Raw genomic sequence first — 18046 nt, 5'->3', positions numbered from 1 at the left:
CCAAGCTGGCTAGTTTAAATTATTACTTTGACAACCTGACGACGAAATTTCAATCTCTGTTGGTTGTTATTTGACTGATCTGTCAGAAAGATCTTTTTTCGATCTTTATAATCTTTATTAATTATGTCATCGTAAAAAGGTCAATAATTTGTGTCTAAATTTAGACGTGGAACAAGATGAATTCTGAGGCAAATGTGAGTGGTAATGTAGACCACCAAGAAATAGAAAAATTTAACTCCATCGCATCTGCATGGTGGGACCAAAGTGGTGAATTTAAGCCGCTTCACCTATTGAATCCGGTTCGAGTTTCTTATATTCAACAAAAGATTAATGCCCTTTCCGAGAAGCATTTACTCGATATTGGTTGTGGTGGCGGAATTCTCGCCGAACAACTCGCTAAATTAGGTGCTAACGTAACTGGTATTGATCTTGCCGAAGATTCTTTGGCTGTGGCCAAACTGCACGCACTTGAACAAGGCGTAAAAAATGTAAGCTACGAAAAAGTGTCCGCAGAACAACACGCTGTGGCATGCCCCGAGCAGTATGATGTAGTTACGTGTCTAGAAATGCTTGAACACGTACCAGACCCTCAGTCTATTGTAAAAGCCGCTGTAGATGCGTGTAAGCCAGGTGGAAAGCTATTTTTTTCGACATTAAACAAAACGTTCAAAAGCTATCTACTTGCTATTGTCGCGGCTGAAAAAATGTTAAAGCTTGTTCCTGACGGTACACACGACTTTGAAAAATTCATTAGACCAGCGGATCTTATTCGCTGGATCGAGTCACATGGCGTAAAAGTTAGAGAGTCAATCGGTGTTCACTACAACCCGTTGACTGAGCAGTTTTCTATAAAGCCAGGTGTCGATGTTAACTACATTCTGTATTGTGAAAAGTTATAACATTTGGGCTCTTTTTTGAGCCCTTTTTTATGAAAAATTTCGAATAAAAAAAAAAGAAAAATTCCGGTTTTTGAGTAGATTTTTATTTTCTATTATTGGAATAAACACTGTAGCGTTAGGGGCTACTTACCCAAAAAATCACCGTCTATTTTTACGGCATATTTTGGGGTTGCAATTAGGATTCACACACACTATCTTGTGGTCTTGTAAATTTTAAAACACTATATGATGTGTTTTTATCCAAAGGGTAAAAACAGCTAGTTTTTAAGCAGAACGCTAGCCGTGCGCACATAATAAAAACAAAGGACAACTGGGCAAAATGAACAACAGCCTTTCTGTTAGCAAACGTGACGGTTCGAAAGAACCACTCGACCTCGAAAAAATCCACCGCGTCATTACATGGGCCGCAAAAGGTCTAGATAATGTATCCGTTTCAGAAGTTGAAATTCGCTCTCATATTCAATTTTATGACGGCATAAAAACCGAAGACATACACGAAACGATCATTAAAGCTGCGGCAGATCTAATTTCAGAAACGACACCTGACTATCAGTATTTGTCAGCTCGTCTTGCTGTGTTCCACCTTCGTAAAAAAGCATACGGACAATTTGAGCCGCCTCGTTTATACGATCACGTTAAAAAAATGGTCAGCGAAAAACGTTACGACGAACATTTGTTAGCGGATTACAGCGAAGAAGAGTTCGATGCTATTGATCAGTTTATCGTCCATAACCGAGACCTTGATTTCAGCTACGCTGCGGTTAAGCAATTAGAAGGTAAATACCTAGTTCAAAACCGTGTAACAGGTGATATTTACGAAAGCGCACAGTTTCTATACGTCCTTGTAGCAGCTTGTTTATTCGCGAAATACCCTAAAGAATCTCGTTTGGACTACATCCGCCGTTTTTATGATGCCGCGTCACAGTTCAAGATTTCTCTACCTACACCTATTATGTCAGGTGTTCGTACTCCAACTCGTCAGTTTAGTTCTTGTGTTTTAATCGAAACAGACGACAATCTAGATTCAATCAATGCCACCTCATCTGCTATCGTTAAATATGTCAGCCAACGCGCTGGTATTGGTATTAATGCTGGCCGTATTCGTGCTTTAGGTAGCTCGATTAGAAATGGTGAAGCATTTCACACAGGTTGTATTCCTTTTTACAAGCACTTCCAAACCGCGGTTAAAAGCTGTTCTCAAGGTGGTGTTCGAGGCGGCGCTGCTACCCTATTCTACCCATTATGGCATCTAGAGATTGAGTCATTACTAGTACTCAAAAACAACCGCGGTGTAGAAGAAAACCGAGTTCGCCACTTAGACTACGGTGTACAGTTCAACCGCACTATGTATGCGCGTCTTATCAAAGATGATTACATTACGTTGTTCAGCCCGTCTGATGTACCTGGACTTTATGACGCATACTTTGAAGACCAAGATAAATTCGAAGAGTTATACGTTAAGTACGAAAACGACCCAGCTATCCGCAAAAAGCGAATCAAAGCCGTTGAGTTATTCAGCCTGTTCTTAAACGAACGAGCGAGTACCGGTCGTATCTACCTACAAAATGTTGATCACTGTAATACGCACAGTCCGTTTAATCCAAAATACGCGCCTGTACGTCAGAGTAACTTGTGTCTGGAAATTGCTTTACCAACCAAACCTCTACAACATTTCCATGACGAAGAAGGTGAAATTGCACTTTGTACACTTTCTGCCTTTAACTTAGGTGCAATCAAATCTCTTGATGAACTTGAAGAATTATCAGAATTAGCAGTACGTGCGCTTGATAGCCTATTGGATTATCAGGACTACCCTGTTAAGGCTGCATACAATGCAACTATGGGACGCCGTACACTAGGTATAGGTGTAATCAACATGGCTTACTATTTAGCCAAAAACGGTGCTAAATACTCGGATGGTTCAGGTAATAACCTAGTTCATAGAACTTTCGAAGCAATGCAGTATTACCTATTAAAAGCATCAAATAACCTAGCCAAAGAACAAGGTGCATGTCCAAAATTCAATGAGACCACCTACTCTCAAGGCATTTTACCGATTGATACCTACAAAAAAGCGGTAGATGAATACTGTAACGAGCCACTGCATTTAGACTGGGAAACATTACGTGAAAACATCAAGCAACATGGCTTACGTAACTCAACCTTGTCAGCATTAATGCCGTCGGAAACATCGTCACAAATTTCAAATGCGACCAATGGTATTGAGCCTCCGCGCGGTTTAATCAGTGTTAAAGCAAGTAAAGACGGCGTGCTTAAGCAGGTTGTGCCAGAAATCACAACGCTTCGCGACCAATACGAGTTATTGTGGAGCTTAGAGAACAACACTGGTTATTTACAGCTTTGTGGCATCATGCAGAAGTTTATTGACCAAACGATTTCAGCGAACACTAATTATGATCCAAGTAAATATCAGGACCATAAAGTTCCAATGCAACAGTTATTAAAAGACTTGTTAATGGCCTACAAATACGGTGTTAAAACACTTTATTATCACAATACTCGTGACCAAGCCGGTACAGTATCAAAAGACGGTAAAGTAAAACCAGCAGAAGCACCAACTACGGTGGTTATTGAAGAAGACGAAGGCTGTGAAGGTGGTGCGTGCAAGATTTAATGCACCACCAGAATTAACTAATTTAATTTAGAGTTTATAAAAATGCGTTATACCACTTTTAACCAAAATGATGTGAATCCTCTAGAGCAGCCAATGTTTTTTGGCGAAAGCGTGAACGTTGCGCGTTATGACCAACAGCGCCATTCTATTTTTGAGAAGCTAATCGAAAAGCAACTGTCTTTCTTCTGGCGTCCAGAAGAAGTTGACGTGAGCCGCGATCGTGCAGACTTCCAAAACATGACGGATAGTGAAAAACACATTTTTATCTCTAACCTTAAATATCAAACGCTATTAGATTCGGTACAAGGTAGAAGCCCTAACGTTGCATTGTTGCCAATTACATCACTGCCTGAGTTAGAAACTTGGATCGAAACTTGGTCGTTCAGCGAAACGATTCACTCGCGTTCTTACACACATATTTTACGTAACTTGTTTACGGACCCTAGTGCGGTTTTTGATGACATCGTGAAAAACGAAGAGATTTTACGTCGAGCTACGGATATCTCTAAGTATTATGATGACTTGATTTTCCATACTCAATTATTTCAAACACTAGGCGAAGGTCAGCATATTGTAGACGGCGAAACGTATAACGTAACGCAACGTGAATTGAAGAAAAAATTATATTTGGCGGTTAATTCAATTAATGCCTTAGAAGCGATTCGTTTCTACGTTAGTTTTGCTTGTACTTTTGCATTTGCAGAACGCGAAATCATGGAAGGTAACTCAAAGATCATTCGTCTAATTGCCCGTGATGAAAACTTACACTTAACCTCTACGCAACACATCATTAATTTGTGGGCTGACGGTCAAGATGATCCTGAAATGCAAGAGATCAGCATGGAGTGTTTCCAAGAAGCACAAGATATCTTCATGCAAGCTGTACAACAGGAAAAAGAGTGGGCAGCATACTTGTTCAAAGATGGCTCAATGATTGGTCTAAACGAAGAAATTTTATGCCAATATGTAGAGTACATTGCAAACCACCGCATGACTGCCATAGGTATGCCAGCTAAGTTCGATGTGAAGAGCAACCCTCTTCCATGGATGAACAAATATTTAGAGTCAGACAACGTCCAAGTAGCGCCACAAGAAGCTGAAATTAGTTCTTACCTAGTAGGCCAAATTGACTCTGAAGTTAATGCTGCCGAGTTTGATGGCTTTGAGCTATAAAGCCACAGACCACCAGTAATAATGACGAAGGTAAAGGTCTCAAAAGGAAGTGATTCCGATACTAGCTTTGAGTTTAAAGAAAGTGATACAAACCTACTTAATGCGTTACAAAGTAACGGAGTAGATATCTTGTATCACTGCCGTGAGGGATTTTGTGGCGCATGCCGTTGTAAAATAAAAGACGGTGACGTTGAATACTTGAACGAACCTTTAGCGTTTGTTCGACGCGGTGAAATCTTAACCTGTTGCAGTAAACCCACATCAGATATAGAAATAGAGCTTATTTAAGCTCTATTTTTTTATAACTTTACATAATCTAAGACATGATTATTTAGTGATGTAAGGTAAAGCCTTAACGGGTGCAAGGTTAAATAAGACAGTATCAACCTGCTCAATTTCTTTTATGGTGATCGTGCATCGATTAGATTTGCACTGGCCCACTTTTGAGTTAACTACCTTCAATTCATCGGCTGGTGCAGCCAAAAATGTAACACCTACAACATCAGGTGTTAAAAAAGCCATCATTCCAGCAAGAGACTCTAACGCACCATCAAATTGGCTAGTTAACTTTGTAATACGACTTGTGCTTACTTCTGACTGAAACAGCTCCGTAGACTCTAGTCTCATATCTAAACCACACTCTTCTAGAGTGTCTTTATCAATGATCACTTTTGCTTTGTCCAAGTCTAGCTGCTTGTCATAAGGAAGAACGACTTCGCCCGTATCATAGAAGTAGACGGGCTTTTCCTTGAGCTTAGTTTTGAGCGTCACGTTTTTGATTGGACAAACCTGCCCGTCAGACAGTTGCTTTAAATAAAACGCTAACTTTACACTAGTAAATTCAGGCTCATCGAGCTTTTCGATTCGGTCGAAAAAGCCATCATAGTTTAAAACCATTTTGGTATCTGCAACCGCAAAACTGCTGGCCAATAAACAAATGGGCGCTAACCAAGCACCCATTTTTATTTTTAAAAGACTCATAACACCCTACTTATAAAACGAAATTCTGGCGTATTATAAATACTTTTTGTTAACACGGATCATATTTTGTATTTCAACGACATACTCTTCACGGCGTATCGAATATTTAGTTAGTCCTTCTGCTAATTCGGTAGCAGATGGTTGAACACCCTCATTGCGGAGCTCTTGACGAATTGCACGTAAATCTTTGTACGCATGCCCGGTATTTAAGTTATTAAAATAACTACGAATAGAATCTATTGGGTGGTCAAACTTGCGAACTTCATAAGTTTCACCTTTTGGTCGGCCTTTCGGAACCACACCACAACCTGGTGAGAAGCACCACTGACCAAATAAGTTGTTTGCTTGTAAGGCAAAACGAGACGTGCCCCACGCACTCTCATTTGCCGCTTGCATGAGTACGAGCGCCACGGGCAAAGTATCGACACGTCTCAACAAAACTTTTTTCATTTCAACGAAGTCACCTTCAACCTCTATATCATAACGTTTTAAAAGTTTGTTTAACCTTGCTAATTCCTCACCTTCAGTCGGTAGAGCATCAAGACTCTTAATGAAAGCGCGATTTGCCCTTACTTCTTCATTCACTTGTTCAACTAAAGGCTTGAGATAACCAAAAAACTCAGTCTTCTTTTTCTTCACGTCTCTAATTGCAGAAAAGTCTGGTAAAAATTCATTGCTGTATTTTTTTACCGATTTATTTTTTTTCACTACGGGCTTAGGTTGTTCCTGAGTGGGCGTGCCCTTATCTAAAAATGGATAAATAGCTGCAACACCCAGAACAAATAACAAAAAAACCTGGGTAAAGATACGACCTACATTATTCATAATGACTTACTACCTCACTAAAATAGCTGGTAAACACGGTCCAAAAAAGCGGACCTGTTAAAAAATAGCCGGCATACTATCATAGCCGTTCAACTTGTTATACCTTAACTTTATCCCAGTAAATATCTCTTCTATATTTATCTAGCAGTGTTTTGTTAAGTTCTCCAAACGTCACGACATTCTTTTTTGGTCCAAAAAAAGACGCCACAAAGCTATGACAGTTATTTTTTAACAACTCGTATTCTTGATAAGTAAACACCATCTTTAACGCTTTATCTGCCACATTTGGATCCGCGAGTGGCTCACCTAAATTGTTACATGCAACATATATTTCTTTTCCGGATCTATTCTTCAAAAAGCGCTCCGCACTTAAAGCCTTAATCAAACCATTATCACTAAATTCAATAATGCAATCAGAGTCTAGCCAAATTCCTGTATGCTCTAACTCGTGGAAAACTTCACAACACACCACAGAACCTTTCACCGGTTTTGAATGATGCAAATGTTGGCGGTCAGCGATATAAGAATTGGGTCCAACCTGGACCGCAGGTGCTTGCGTATTTGAAGTTACCAATTTACGTGTATTCAATACTTCTAAGGTTTTCTTATTAGCATTGTTAGCTGCCATCCCCGCAACTATCGAAGCACCTAATAAGTATAATGGTAAGGGCATAAAGACTCCTCAATTGATAGGACTTATACCTTCTATCATTATAGCCCAACTATTACTTAGTAAATTAATGCAACAATTTGTTAAATATATTTCGGCTATACACATTTATTGTTATGATTTTTATATTATTTAATAAGATGTAGGTCGTTATGGAAACCAGTCACTTCTTCGCCAATATGTCTCGTCTAAAGCTTATTTTTAGATGGCCACTAATGCGCACAATCACGCCAGAAAATGTTCAGGAACACAGCCATCAAGTTGCAACTGTTGCACATATGTTAGCGGTCATAAAAAACAAAAAGTTTGGTGGAGATTTAAACCCTGAGCACGTTGCTGTAGTGGCGTTATATCATGATGCCAGCGAAGTACTAACCGGTGACCTACCTAGTCCGATTAAATATCACAATGATGAAATCGCTCGGGCCTATAAAAAGATTGAAAACATTGCCGAACAACAACTCATTGCCATGTTACCAGAGGAATTTAGAGAGGACTTTTTGCCTTTAATAGACCATCACGAAATTTCACCAGAAATACGTGACATTGTTAAAGCTGCAGATGTTATATGTGGCTATATCAAAACCATCGAGGAGATCTCAGCTGGTAACCATGAGTTTGAAAAAGCGAAAAAGAACATTGAGCAGACTATGAAAAAGTATCAGTCAGAAGAACTTAAATACTTCATGGACGTTTTTTTACCAAGCTTTACACTCAATCTAGACGAAATTTCTCAACCTTTGTAGGACACAAAAATGAAGAATATGGATGCTAGGTTTTCTGGCAGCAATAATATAAGACCTAACGACCATCGAAACCCCTTTCAAAGAGATCGGGCCAGGATTCTTCATTCATCAGCGTTTAGACGTTTACAAGCCAAAACCCAAATAGTAGGCATTGGTAAAGATGACTTTTACCGCACCCGTCTCACGCACTCGTTAGAAGTAAGTCAAATAGGCACGGGGATTCTTGCTCATTTGCATCAACAAACAGATGTTTTAGCGAATCCAGAATTGTTGTCAGCATTACCCAGTGACGCGTTGATAGAGTCACTTTGTCTAGCCCATGACATTGGCCATCCGCCTTTTGGACACGGAGGTGAAATTGCACTTAATTATAAAATGTGGAAAGCGGGAGGTTTTGAAGCGAACGGTCACACCCTACGGATCGTTTCTAAATTAGAGCCTTATACCAAAACTCATGGTATGGATTTAACGAGACGTACTCTATTGGGATTAATAAAGTACCCTCAATTTATTAGAACAAACACAGATTACCAGGGGGATAGAAACCAGAGATTCTTTTCTGTAGATGAATGGAAACCAATAAAGGGTATCTTTGGTACCGAAATATCTACATTCCAATGGATTTTGGAAGGCTTAAGTAAAGATGACCAAGTACTTTTTAAATCTCAAACCGACCTTAATAAGAATAAAGTACAAACAAGCCCCTACATCAGAACCAAAACTACATACAAATCCCTAGATGCTTCTATTATGGAAATGGCTGATGATATTGCCTATGCAGTACATGACCTTGAGGACGCTATTGCCCTTAATATTGTGAATAAGGACATGTGGATTTCTGACGTATTAGACACCTTTTCATCTGCGGAAAACCCTTGGGCTAAAAAACATGCGTCCCAACTCACCGAAATGTTATTCAATGATGAACTCCATCAAAGAAAAAATGCTATTGGTGCCCTTGTTAACCATCTGATCACCAACACTGAAACCTTTCAAGTTAACCAACAGTTTAACTCTCCAATATTAGCGTTTAACATTCGCCTAAATGACGCTGCTTCACCAATCCTAGAATTACTTAAAAAGTTTGTTTATCAGCGGGTTATTTTGTCAACTGCGATTCAACAAACTGAGTTTAAAGGCCAGCAGGTGTTAACAGACCTTTTTGACGCGTTTTATACGGAACCTAAGCGTTTGATGGGTAATTCCGTTTCTCTTTCGGATGATACTTTTGAAGATGAGATAAAGCTCAAGCGCTTTGTCTGTGACACGTTAGCGAATATGTCTGATAATCAAGCCTTACAGGTATATGGACGCCTTTTTGGTGATGGAAAAAGTATAACTTAGCTATTACCCTCTATGTGCAAGTTGATTTCGCGCCAACTAAACTAAACAATAGCGCACCTTGTAACCCACACTGTAATATTACAAAAACACTTTCACAAAAAATATTTTTAAGCTAGACTTTAGGTTACTCATAATGGTGAGTTGGAGAGAGACATGAACGACGAATACACTAGTGAACCAAATTGGTTACCTTATTACTTAACAAAATAATACACTTTAATTCCCCTCAAAAAGCCATGTTAAATGGCTTTTTTCTTGCTTTCTTATTATAGTTATCTCAATCATTTACCTAACATTGATCCGGCCAATAGAGAGATATGAACTCTAAAAGTACTAATGAAGTAAGCCAACTTAGACGGGCTTTAAGCGAACAAAATGAAGTAATTACAGGTTCTTTTAAAGTCATCGATCGCCTAGGTATCGTACTAAAAGGCAACCACAAAGAACTCGACATTCGATTAGCGGATTTGCGTCGTCTGATTAAAAAGGATGCGAGTATTGATGATGTTAAGGCCGGCTTGGACAATGCAACAAATAAGTTAGCAGAATTTGAAAAGCAATTTTCATTTAGTCTAAGAGAACTCAAAACCCACTTGCTAGCCGCTGGCGAATCTTTACAGGCAAGTAAAGGCATGGACAGTGACATACGACGCCGTTTGCGTATGGTAATGAACAAACTAAAGTCCACTGACTCTTCTCAACTTGCTGAATTACAACCAAACTTTTTAGCCTTTTTTGACATAGTGACTGCCCTTAAAGGAAATAATCAGGAGCAATTAATTGCTAATGCTGAGCCCTTTTCCACTGAGTTAATGGAAAAACTGATCACTGGCCTGAGTTCTATTTCTAACAGTGATGTTGTTAAACCTAGTTTAGATACCTTTTCTGATAGAATAAAAGTTGCTGATTCTGACAATCACAAACTGGATATCTGTTTGAACTTTTTTGAGGACGTTGTATCTCGTTTTTCCGAGGAGTATACCCAGACTCAAAAGCTCATAATCAATATCAACAAAGCGCTTGCTGATGTCCACAACACCCTTTTAGACTCATTAAAAAGTTCTAAGAGCTATGACAAGCAACTGAAAGTCCTCAATTTACAGATTGATAAGCAAATACAAGAGTTATCAAAAAGTACAACACAAGCTACCTCACTATCTGAACTACAAGTAGTCATCGACAAAAAGCTCGGAATTATAAACACTTCTATTAAACAGCGGGATGAGATAGAGCAAGCTCGCAGTGATATGTTGCAAAACGCCATAGAAAAAATGGAAACCAAGTTAAGCGGCTTAGAGCAACGTACCGAATATTACAGAAAGAAATGGTTAGAAGAAAAAGTCCGTAATGGCCTCGATTCGTTAACCGGCTTGCCTAATAGAGGCGCGTACGACAATCGGATGAAAGAAGAGTATCAACGATGGTTACGCCAACCACAGCCGCTGTGTGTTGCGGTTATGGATATCGACCACTTTAAAAAGATAAATGATAATTACGGCCACAGTGTTGGTGATAAAACACTTAAGATTGTCGCTAACGCTCTTCAAAAACAACTTCGTGCAACAGACTTTTTAGCTAGGTATGGTGGTGAAGAATTTGTTGCAATATTAATAAATAGCGGTACAAATGAAGTAGCAGCGCCTCTAGAGAAACTTCGAATCGCTGTTGAAAAAATACCATTTAAAGTTAAGGACACACCTTTAAATATCACAATATCAATAGGTTACACAGAGCTTCGAGAAGGTGACAACATTCACACTGCCTTTGATAGAGCAGATAAAGCCCTCTACGAAGCTAAACAAACAGGAAGAAACAGGGTGTGTTTCAAAGAATAAGGAGTATCTATGCGGATAGAATTAAACCCGCTAAACGGGATGAATGTACTTTCTCAAGTTGAAGTAAAGCGTCTCGAAAAATCATCAAATAGCAATCTTTATCATTTATTCAGAAATTGTGCGTTGGCTGTACTAAACGTAGGTAGCACCACAGATGTAAGTTCTGACGTTTACGAAGCCTATAAAGACTTTGACATTCATCTTATCCCTCGTGAACGCGGCATCAAAATTGAACTTATTAACCCTCCTAAGTCAGCGTTTGTAGACGGTAAAATTATAATCGGTATCCAAGAGCATCTTCAGGCCGTTATTCGCGATATCTTGTTTAACGCAGATCGTTTCGAAGAAAAACTTGTTAAAGACATCTCGCCTGCAGCCCACATCACCAATAACGTGTTTGATATGCTTCGTAATGCCAACGTCATTCACCCTATAGACAGCCCAAATCTGGTTGTTTGCTGGGGTGGACATTCAATTAATGAAGTAGAGTACGATTATACTAAAGAAGTAGGTTACCAACTTGGTTTGCGTGGCCTCAACATTTGTACTGGCTGTGGTCCCGGTGCAATGAAAGGACCTATGAAAGGCGCTACACTCGCCCACAGTAAACAAAGGATTAAAAACGGACGTTATTTAGGTTTAACAGAACCGAGTATAATTGCCGCTGAAGCACCAAACCCGATTGTTAATGAGTTGGTTATTTTACCAGACATCGAAAAGCGACTAGAAGCATTTGTTAGGGTTGCCCATTCAATCATTATTTTTCCTGGTGGCGCAGGAACCGCTGAAGAATTATTGTATATCCTTGGCATCATGCTTGACCCAGCGAACAAATCCCAAGTTTTGCCAATTATTTTAACCGGCCCTTCTGAATCAATTGCTTATTTTGAAGAGATAGCAGAATTTGTCGAATCAATTTTAGGTAAGGAAGCGCGAGATTTATTAACAATAATCCCGGATGATCCAGAAAAAGTTGCAAAACTGGTAAAAGAAAACATGATCCCAGTGCGGGATTATCGTCGCAATATAGGCGATGCCTACCAGTACAATTGGACGTTAAAAATTCCAGAGCTGTTCCAACAAAGTTTTAATCCAAGTCATGAAAATATGGCAAACTTGGATCTGCACCTTGATCAACCATCACAAACATTAGCGGCAAATCTTCGCCGGGCATTTTCTGGAATTGTTGCAGGTAATATAAAAGATGAAGGTATAAAATCAGTTCAAAAGCACGGTAAATTTCAATTATCTGGTGACCCAGAATTGATGCGTAAGATGGATTCATTACTCATGGCCTTTATCAAACAAGGTAGAATGAAGTTGCCTGGGTCTGTTTATGAGCCATGTTACGAAATAAAAACATAATAAATTAGTTACGAAATTTTACATTATATGCCTTTTATAAACTGCCTCCATAGATATAATAGTGGCGGCAGTTTTTAAAGGTGAAGGATTAAAATGAAAAACCCAGTGGTAAAGTACGTCGGTATTGGCTTTATATTATATGCAGTTTTTGCAGCGTCGGTATTGACGTTTTATGAAGACGATCCTGATCAAATGAACTGGGAAGATAGACAGTCCTACAACCTTAAATTCATCAACAAACTCAATCTAGATCACCTGCATACGATAGAAAGTATCGTGGAACAGCTAGGTGCACCAGATATCACGGAAGCACGAAAAAACAAAGACACCACGTTACAGGTTATGTTTTATCGCACCAAACACGCAAAGTCTGATGGAATTACGACAAAAGACGAATGCACTCCATTATTGTTCAAAAATGGCAAGCTCATTGCTTGGGGAATTACAGCCTTTGAACAATACAATGCACTTTGATGAATCTTACGAATAGCCGAGAAAAAACCGAAAATACATCCACACTGAGTGACGTTTTTGACACTGTCGCTCAATGTAACGCTTTATTTAAAAATAATAGCAGCGCGTTTATTGACAGTTTTTATCAACTATCCGAACAATTACAAAGTATTTATTACAGTTCACCCACGTCTATTTCTGTTGCGTTACATAACTTAAACTCAAATCATTCAAAAGACATAAATTTTATTGCCAAAGCAATTTTTTTTAGTCAGTCGTTAAGCGCTGAAACTCGGTTCGACCAAGAATCACAAAATGCGTTAAACCAAGTAACCTTGTTTTTGGCGTTAACCTTATGTGCATCTATTAAACAGGCAAATGCTACACAACAATCAATCAAACAGGTACTGGCAACTTATCCAAAACACTATTATAAACTTTCAAAACAAGTTTTTAGACGCCAACCTAGCGCATTTCGATTGTTTACCCAAATCGCTGACCTTAATGATTTTAAAAATAAAAACCAAACGGCCCAAACTATATTATTAATGAGTTTAAACTTGGCATTTTTGAACGTGGGCTTAGTTACGCAACGCGTAAGTGTTTCTTCAGCAATAAACTCAATTAGATTTAAACCCTTGTTGGTAATTAATAAAGCCTTTTGTAAAAACCATCTTCATTATTTGATCAATAAAGTTGTTTGGCATAGCCAGGCATTCAACATGGGTATGCTAGTGCGGACGGCGTTAGGACAATATGCGTTTACCCTCAATAGACAACAATCTCTATCTGGCAAAGTAAAATGGACCGTCGTAGAAATTGATAACCCTAATCAAATCGAAACAAAAGACGTTAATGTATTAGGTGAAAAAGATTTGCTATTGACCCGTGTTCAACCTGCTATCGATTATCGCTTGGTTGATTCATTGATGGTTGAATTGACAAATTACGACGTAGTAAAAAAATATATAGAGCAGAAGCAAGAATTATCTGTATCACGCTATTCATTAACTACTCCCAACACATTAAACGACTTTTCGAAACTTTTAATTAATGCGACAAATAAACAAATTGCAGAATATTTAGAAGCACAACCGGCAACTGCAAAATTAATTCAAAGTTACGCGAGTAACTTATCCAGAGTCCAATCTCCAATTAAGGATTTGAAACATGCTGCTGCGTTAATTGGATTGGCTAAGCTTTATCCTGTTGTTTGTAATAGTGAAATATTAAAGTATCAAAAAACAAGCCATTTCATAGGTTCGGGTGAGGCGTTTAATAAAGTATCATTATTACACAATATCGCTATCAAATTAGGTCAGGATCTAAAGTGTGACATCCCCGAATACTTAGGTACGGTTTGTTTAATTATGTGTCATGCGGTTCTTTTAATCCCAAAGGGGCGCCACACTGCCACTGCTGGCAAATTAGAGAACAAACAAGGCTGTGCTAATTTAGCAGAATTCTTTGACATTTCTAATATAGAACAATGGCTTAAGATAACAGGAAAAATGGCTAGAGAGTGGCAATTACCTGTCAGTTATTTAACGCTATGCAAAGACTATTTTCGTTATATTGAAGGACGACTAGATCCTAGCGCTCTACCAAGAAGTGCCAAGACGCAGCTCGCCGCCCTTTTGATGACTCACTGGGTATTTATCCAAATTCAGTCTGGTATCGCTGTACCAAAAGAATTACCACGTACAAGCTTATTTAAAAATGTATTAGGTTACAGTAATAGTGATGTTTTGAGCGTCTATCGAGACGTAATAGAAAAGCTGGCACCACACACTCAGTTACTTTAAGGTTTTAATCGACCTTTCCATCCGGTCACAAACAACAAAACCCAACCAATCAAAAGTAACATGCCGCCAATCGGTGTAATTGCACCTAACCATTTTGTGCCAGTTATTGCTAAGACCTGCAATGAAACAGAAAATACTGCACACCCAAAAGCAAAGGAGATAAACGAATACTTCGCTGTTTTTTCTACTCCGGACATAAAATTAGGAAGTACAATAGCAAACAGCATGACTGGAACGTGAAAGAGCAAATAGTTTACTGCTGTTTGCCAAATACCTAATTCATAAGTAGACAAAGAGCCTTTTAAAGCGTGTGCACCAAAAGCGCCCGATGCGACACCCCAAAACCCCAAAAGAGATGCGATCATAACAAATCGTTTCATAAACATGCCCTGTTTAACTGTGACTGTGTAATTTTGTCCAATTATTTATTCGTGTAGCAATTAAGGAAGCTGCCCCAAAATAAACTTCGTCGTATATTCACAAGCAGTTTGAATGTTTTGTTTCTCTGTTACTGGAGCGGATTTACGAGGCTTAAAGCTATGGTCGCCATCAATTAACCATTCAATATCAATACTTGCTAAGCTAGGCGTTGACGCAACTAATGTTTGGTTTCCAAATGTATCTCTTTCTCCCTGGATAATAAGCATTGGTACCTTTAACGCACTGAAGTGCTCGATTCGCTCAGCTAACTTTTCTTTTTTACCAGGTGGATGGAAAGGATAGCCAAGAGCGACTACGCCTTTTATCTTTGTATTAAAATCGGGAGTTTTGCTCGAAGCTAAAAGTGTCGCCATCCGGCCGCCCATACTCTTACCAACAATAAAAATATCAAGTGAGGGTGAGATCGCTTTAGAAATCCACTCAACTTCGTCTTGCAGAGCTTGTAACAATTGAGGTGCTTTATTCGGCGGGCGCTTTTTGTCTAATTCATAAGCTGATTCCATATACGGGAAGTTCAACGCTGAGACAGTAAACCCATTTTCGGCAAGCAACATAGCGACAGTTTTTATAAATTCGTGTTGATTACCCGCACCTGCACCATGGGCCAGAACCACCAAAGCGTTAGGGTTTTTAGCGTGATACACATCCCTCTTATTTGCAAACCGTTCGATGTTAATCAAAAGACATCTCCTGCTGCTCTTTTTTAACTTTATTCAATAACCAATGTCTAAACACTTTTATTTTTTGGCTGTCTAATTGTGCTTCTCGGCAAACCAAGTAGTAAGCGCGTTCACTCACAAGTGCTTGGGTAAAAGGCACTACCAAACGACCTGAGTCTATGTCAGGTTGGGCAAGGACACTGTGTGCAAGCGCAATGCCTTGGCCATGGATTGCAGCTTGTAGCACCATAGAGGAATGAGAAAATATTGGACCTTGATTCACATTAACGTCCCTTACCCCAACTGACTTTATATAGTCTTTCCAATTGGTACGAGCGGTATCGTGTAATAACGTAAAGTTTGCTAAATCATCTAATGATCGCAGCCCAGTACCTTGGCTTAACAACAGAGGAGAACAGACTGGTATTAAGTATTCTGTATGTAATTTGTCAGCGTGAATACCATTCCACTGGCCTTTGCCATAATAAATCGCAACGTCAACATCATCAGTTAATGAGTTTTCATCGTGGTCTTGTGCTTTAATACGGATATCAATATCTGGGTTATGCTGTGAAAAGTCACTCAGACGTGGTACTAACCATTGAATAGCAAAGCTTGGGGTCAATGCGATACTAACAGCACCTTTAGCACCGCGGCTCAAAAGGCGTTCCGTTGCATCATGTAAATTAGCAAATACTTCTTTGATATCTAGGTAATAACTCTGACCCTCTTCCGTCAACAGCAAAGAACGATTCCTTCGCATAAATAATTTTATGCTTAAATGTTCTTCCAGTAATTTAATTTGATGGCTGATAGCGGCTTGAGTAACAAATAGTTCTTCAGCAGCTTTAGTAAAGCTTAAGTTGCGTGCTGCAGCCTCAAATGCTTTGAGAGAATTTAGCGGTGGTAAACGACGAGCCATTGTTATTTTTATCATTAGAAATATTATTGCGGTAGTGTATCACTAGGTTGAAAAAAGAACCAAATCAAACTGCTAAAATTTCAAAAAAGTCTCGATAAAGAAAATCAACTCAAACTTAAACGGGCGACATATAAAAATCACATATATATTATGAAGAAAGGTGATTTTGATTAACCCCAAAAAGGTTTTAACTTTGGCCTCATAACTAATTTCAGGAACATCAGACTATGATCTACGAAGACAATTCAACCAGTATTGGCAATACTCCTATAGTGAAACTAAACCGCGTTACCAGCGGTAACGTGTTTGCAAAGATGGAAGCTCGAAACCCTTCATTCAGTGTTAAGTGCCGTATTGGTGCCAATATGATCTGGGATGCAGAAAAGTCAGGTGTTTTAACAAAAGATAAAGAACTTATCGAACCAACTTCTGGTAATACTGGTATAGCGCTTGCGTTTGTAGCTGCGTCACGCGGTTATAAGTTGACCCTTACTATGCCAGAAACGATGAGTTTAGAACGTCGAAAATTGCTTAAAGCCCTTGGTGCAAACCTCGTTCTAACTGAAGGACCAAAAGGCATGGGTGGTGCAATAGCAAAAGCAAAAGAAATTGTTGACTCTGCTCCTGACAAATACGTTTTACTACAGCAATTTGAAAACCCAGCTAACCCACAAATTCACTTCGAGACTACTGGCCCAGAAATTTGGCAAGCAACCGAAGGTAAAATCGATGTTTTCGTAGCAGGCGTGGGAACCGGTGGTACAATTACAGGTGTTAGCCGTTATATAAAATTAGAGAAAGGTAAAGCGATTACGTCTGTAGCTGTAGAGCCTACGGATTCTCCTGTGATCAGTCAAAAACTTGCTGGACAAGAGTTAAAACCTGGCCCACATAAAATCCAAGGCATTGGCGCTGGCTTTATACCTAAAAACCTTGATTTAGAAATGATCGATGCCGTTGAGACCGTGACTAACGACGAAGCGATGGAAATGGCCCACAGATTAATGAAAGAAGAAGGTATCTTAGCAGGCATTAGCTCTGGTGCAGCGGTTGCTGCAGCTAAACGTCTTGCTGAATCAGACGAATACAAAGACAAAAACATTGTTGTTATTCTTCCTAGCTCGGCAGAACGCTATCTGTCTTCACCGCTGTTTGCTGGTGAATTTGGTGACAGCGAACTCGTTCAATAATAGCTAAGAGATCTCTCAGGCGGACTGCTTCGGTGGCCTGCCCCTTTCTTATTAGGCAATTAGATTATACACTTACCTTAGTTCTGAGATTTAAGGTATTACC

Annotated in this window: 17 protein-coding genes; 11 read left to right on the top strand and 6 right to left on the bottom strand. The window is 39.2% G+C overall.

Features of this window, described 5'->3' with window-relative positions:
- Window positions 1-176 precede the first annotated feature (176 nt).
- From ubiG to yfaE, 4 genes are all read left to right on the top strand, one after another.
- The gene (gene ubiG / locus J1N51_RS01730; RefSeq protein ID WP_208832285.1) at window positions 177-899 is read left to right on the top strand and encodes a bifunctional 2-polyprenyl-6-hydroxyphenol methylase/3-demethylubiquinol 3-O-methyltransferase UbiG; all 723 of its coding nucleotides are present in this window, start codon (window positions 177-179) and stop codon (window positions 897-899) included.
- A 319-nt stretch (window positions 900-1218) separates the two neighbouring features.
- Window positions 1219-3534, top strand: coding sequence for a class 1a ribonucleoside-diphosphate reductase subunit alpha (gene nrdA, locus J1N51_RS01725; RefSeq protein WP_208832284.1), 2316 nt, complete (start codon window positions 1219-1221; stop codon window positions 3532-3534).
- A gap of 42 nt (window positions 3535-3576) precedes the next feature.
- Window positions 3577-4707 (top strand): class Ia ribonucleoside-diphosphate reductase subunit beta, encoded by a 1131-nt coding sequence (gene nrdB / locus J1N51_RS01720; protein ID WP_208832283.1) that lies wholly within the window; start codon window positions 3577-3579, stop codon window positions 4705-4707.
- A gap of 21 nt (window positions 4708-4728) precedes the next feature.
- On the top strand, window positions 4729-4995 hold the full coding sequence (gene yfaE, locus J1N51_RS01715) for a class I ribonucleotide reductase maintenance protein YfaE (protein WP_208832282.1): 267 nt from the start codon (window positions 4729-4731) through the stop codon (window positions 4993-4995).
- Window positions 4996-5034: 39 nt separating this feature from the next.
- Here yfaE and J1N51_RS01710 read toward each other — a convergent pair whose 3' ends face one another.
- The 3 genes from J1N51_RS01710 to J1N51_RS01700 form a co-directional block, all read right to left on the bottom strand.
- Window positions 5035-5688 (bottom strand): DUF2987 domain-containing protein, encoded by a 654-nt coding sequence (locus J1N51_RS01710; protein ID WP_208832281.1) that lies wholly within the window; start codon window positions 5686-5688, stop codon window positions 5035-5037.
- Window positions 5689-5721: 33 nt separating this feature from the next.
- Window positions 5722-6513: a glucosaminidase domain-containing protein gene (locus J1N51_RS01705; protein ID WP_208832280.1), complete on the bottom strand. Its 792-nt coding sequence runs from the start codon at window positions 6511-6513 to the stop codon at window positions 5722-5724.
- Window positions 6514-6610: 97 nt separating this feature from the next.
- Window positions 6611-7186 (bottom strand): hypothetical protein, encoded by a 576-nt coding sequence (locus tag J1N51_RS01700; protein WP_208832279.1) that lies wholly within the window; start codon window positions 7184-7186, stop codon window positions 6611-6613.
- A 149-nt stretch (window positions 7187-7335) separates the two neighbouring features.
- Here J1N51_RS01700 and yfbR point away from each other — a divergent pair, with 149 nt between their 5' ends.
- From yfbR to J1N51_RS01670, 6 genes are all read left to right on the top strand, one after another.
- Window positions 7336-7929 carry a 5'-deoxynucleotidase gene (gene yfbR / locus J1N51_RS01695; protein ID WP_208832278.1) on the top strand — a complete coding sequence of 198 codons (594 nt, stop codon included), beginning with the start codon at window positions 7336-7338 and terminating at the stop codon, window positions 7927-7929.
- 9 nt (window positions 7930-7938) lie between these two features.
- The gene (locus J1N51_RS01690) at window positions 7939-9273 is read left to right on the top strand and encodes an anti-phage deoxyguanosine triphosphatase (RefSeq protein ID WP_208832277.1); all 1335 of its coding nucleotides are present in this window, start codon (window positions 7939-7941) and stop codon (window positions 9271-9273) included.
- Between the two features lie 317 nt (window positions 9274-9590).
- The gene (locus tag J1N51_RS01685; RefSeq protein ID WP_208832276.1) at window positions 9591-11108 is read left to right on the top strand and encodes a diguanylate cyclase; all 1518 of its coding nucleotides are present in this window, start codon (window positions 9591-9593) and stop codon (window positions 11106-11108) included.
- Between the two features lie 9 nt (window positions 11109-11117).
- Complete coding sequence (gene ppnN, locus J1N51_RS01680; RefSeq protein WP_208832275.1) at window positions 11118-12473, top strand: nucleotide 5'-monophosphate nucleosidase PpnN; 1356 nt, start codon at window positions 11118-11120, stop codon at window positions 12471-12473.
- Between the two features lie 93 nt (window positions 12474-12566).
- Complete coding sequence (locus J1N51_RS01675) at window positions 12567-12947, top strand: DUF3192 domain-containing protein (protein ID WP_208832274.1); 381 nt, start codon at window positions 12567-12569, stop codon at window positions 12945-12947.
- A 314-nt stretch (window positions 12948-13261) separates the two neighbouring features.
- The gene (locus J1N51_RS01670; RefSeq protein ID WP_208832273.1) at window positions 13262-14731 is read left to right on the top strand and encodes a hypothetical protein; all 1470 of its coding nucleotides are present in this window, start codon (window positions 13262-13264) and stop codon (window positions 14729-14731) included.
- Here J1N51_RS01670 and J1N51_RS01665 read toward each other — a convergent pair.
- Genes J1N51_RS01665 through J1N51_RS01655 form a run of 3 tightly spaced genes read right to left on the bottom strand, consistent with a single transcriptional unit; the run spans window position 14728 to window position 16753 of the window.
- Window positions 14728-15111 (bottom strand): DUF423 domain-containing protein, encoded by a 384-nt coding sequence (locus J1N51_RS01665; protein WP_208832272.1) that lies wholly within the window; start codon window positions 15109-15111, stop codon window positions 14728-14730. The two genes, J1N51_RS01670 and J1N51_RS01665, sit on opposite strands and share 4 nt — an antisense overlap.
- Before the next feature lie 60 nt (window positions 15112-15171).
- Window positions 15172-15852 (bottom strand): alpha/beta fold hydrolase, encoded by a 681-nt coding sequence (locus tag J1N51_RS01660; protein ID WP_232842835.1) that lies wholly within the window; start codon window positions 15850-15852, stop codon window positions 15172-15174.
- Window positions 15845-16753 (bottom strand): transcriptional regulator GcvA, encoded by a 909-nt coding sequence (locus J1N51_RS01655; RefSeq protein WP_208833282.1) that lies wholly within the window; start codon window positions 16751-16753, stop codon window positions 15845-15847. The genes J1N51_RS01660 and J1N51_RS01655 overlap by 8 nt, the downstream gene beginning before the upstream one ends.
- A gap of 227 nt (window positions 16754-16980) precedes the next feature.
- Here J1N51_RS01655 and cysK point away from each other — a divergent pair, with 227 nt between their 5' ends.
- Window positions 16981-17943 (top strand): cysteine synthase A, encoded by a 963-nt coding sequence (gene cysK / locus J1N51_RS01650; protein ID WP_208832271.1) that lies wholly within the window; start codon window positions 16981-16983, stop codon window positions 17941-17943.
- Window positions 17944-18046: the final 103 nt, after the last annotated feature.

It is taken from the genome of Psychrosphaera ytuae (assembly GCF_017638545.1).
GTDB lineage: Bacteria > Pseudomonadota > Gammaproteobacteria > Enterobacterales > Alteromonadaceae > Psychrosphaera > Psychrosphaera ytuae.
The sequence above is the reverse complement of the archived record's forward strand: the minus strand, read 5'-3'. Positions and strand labels throughout refer to the sequence as shown.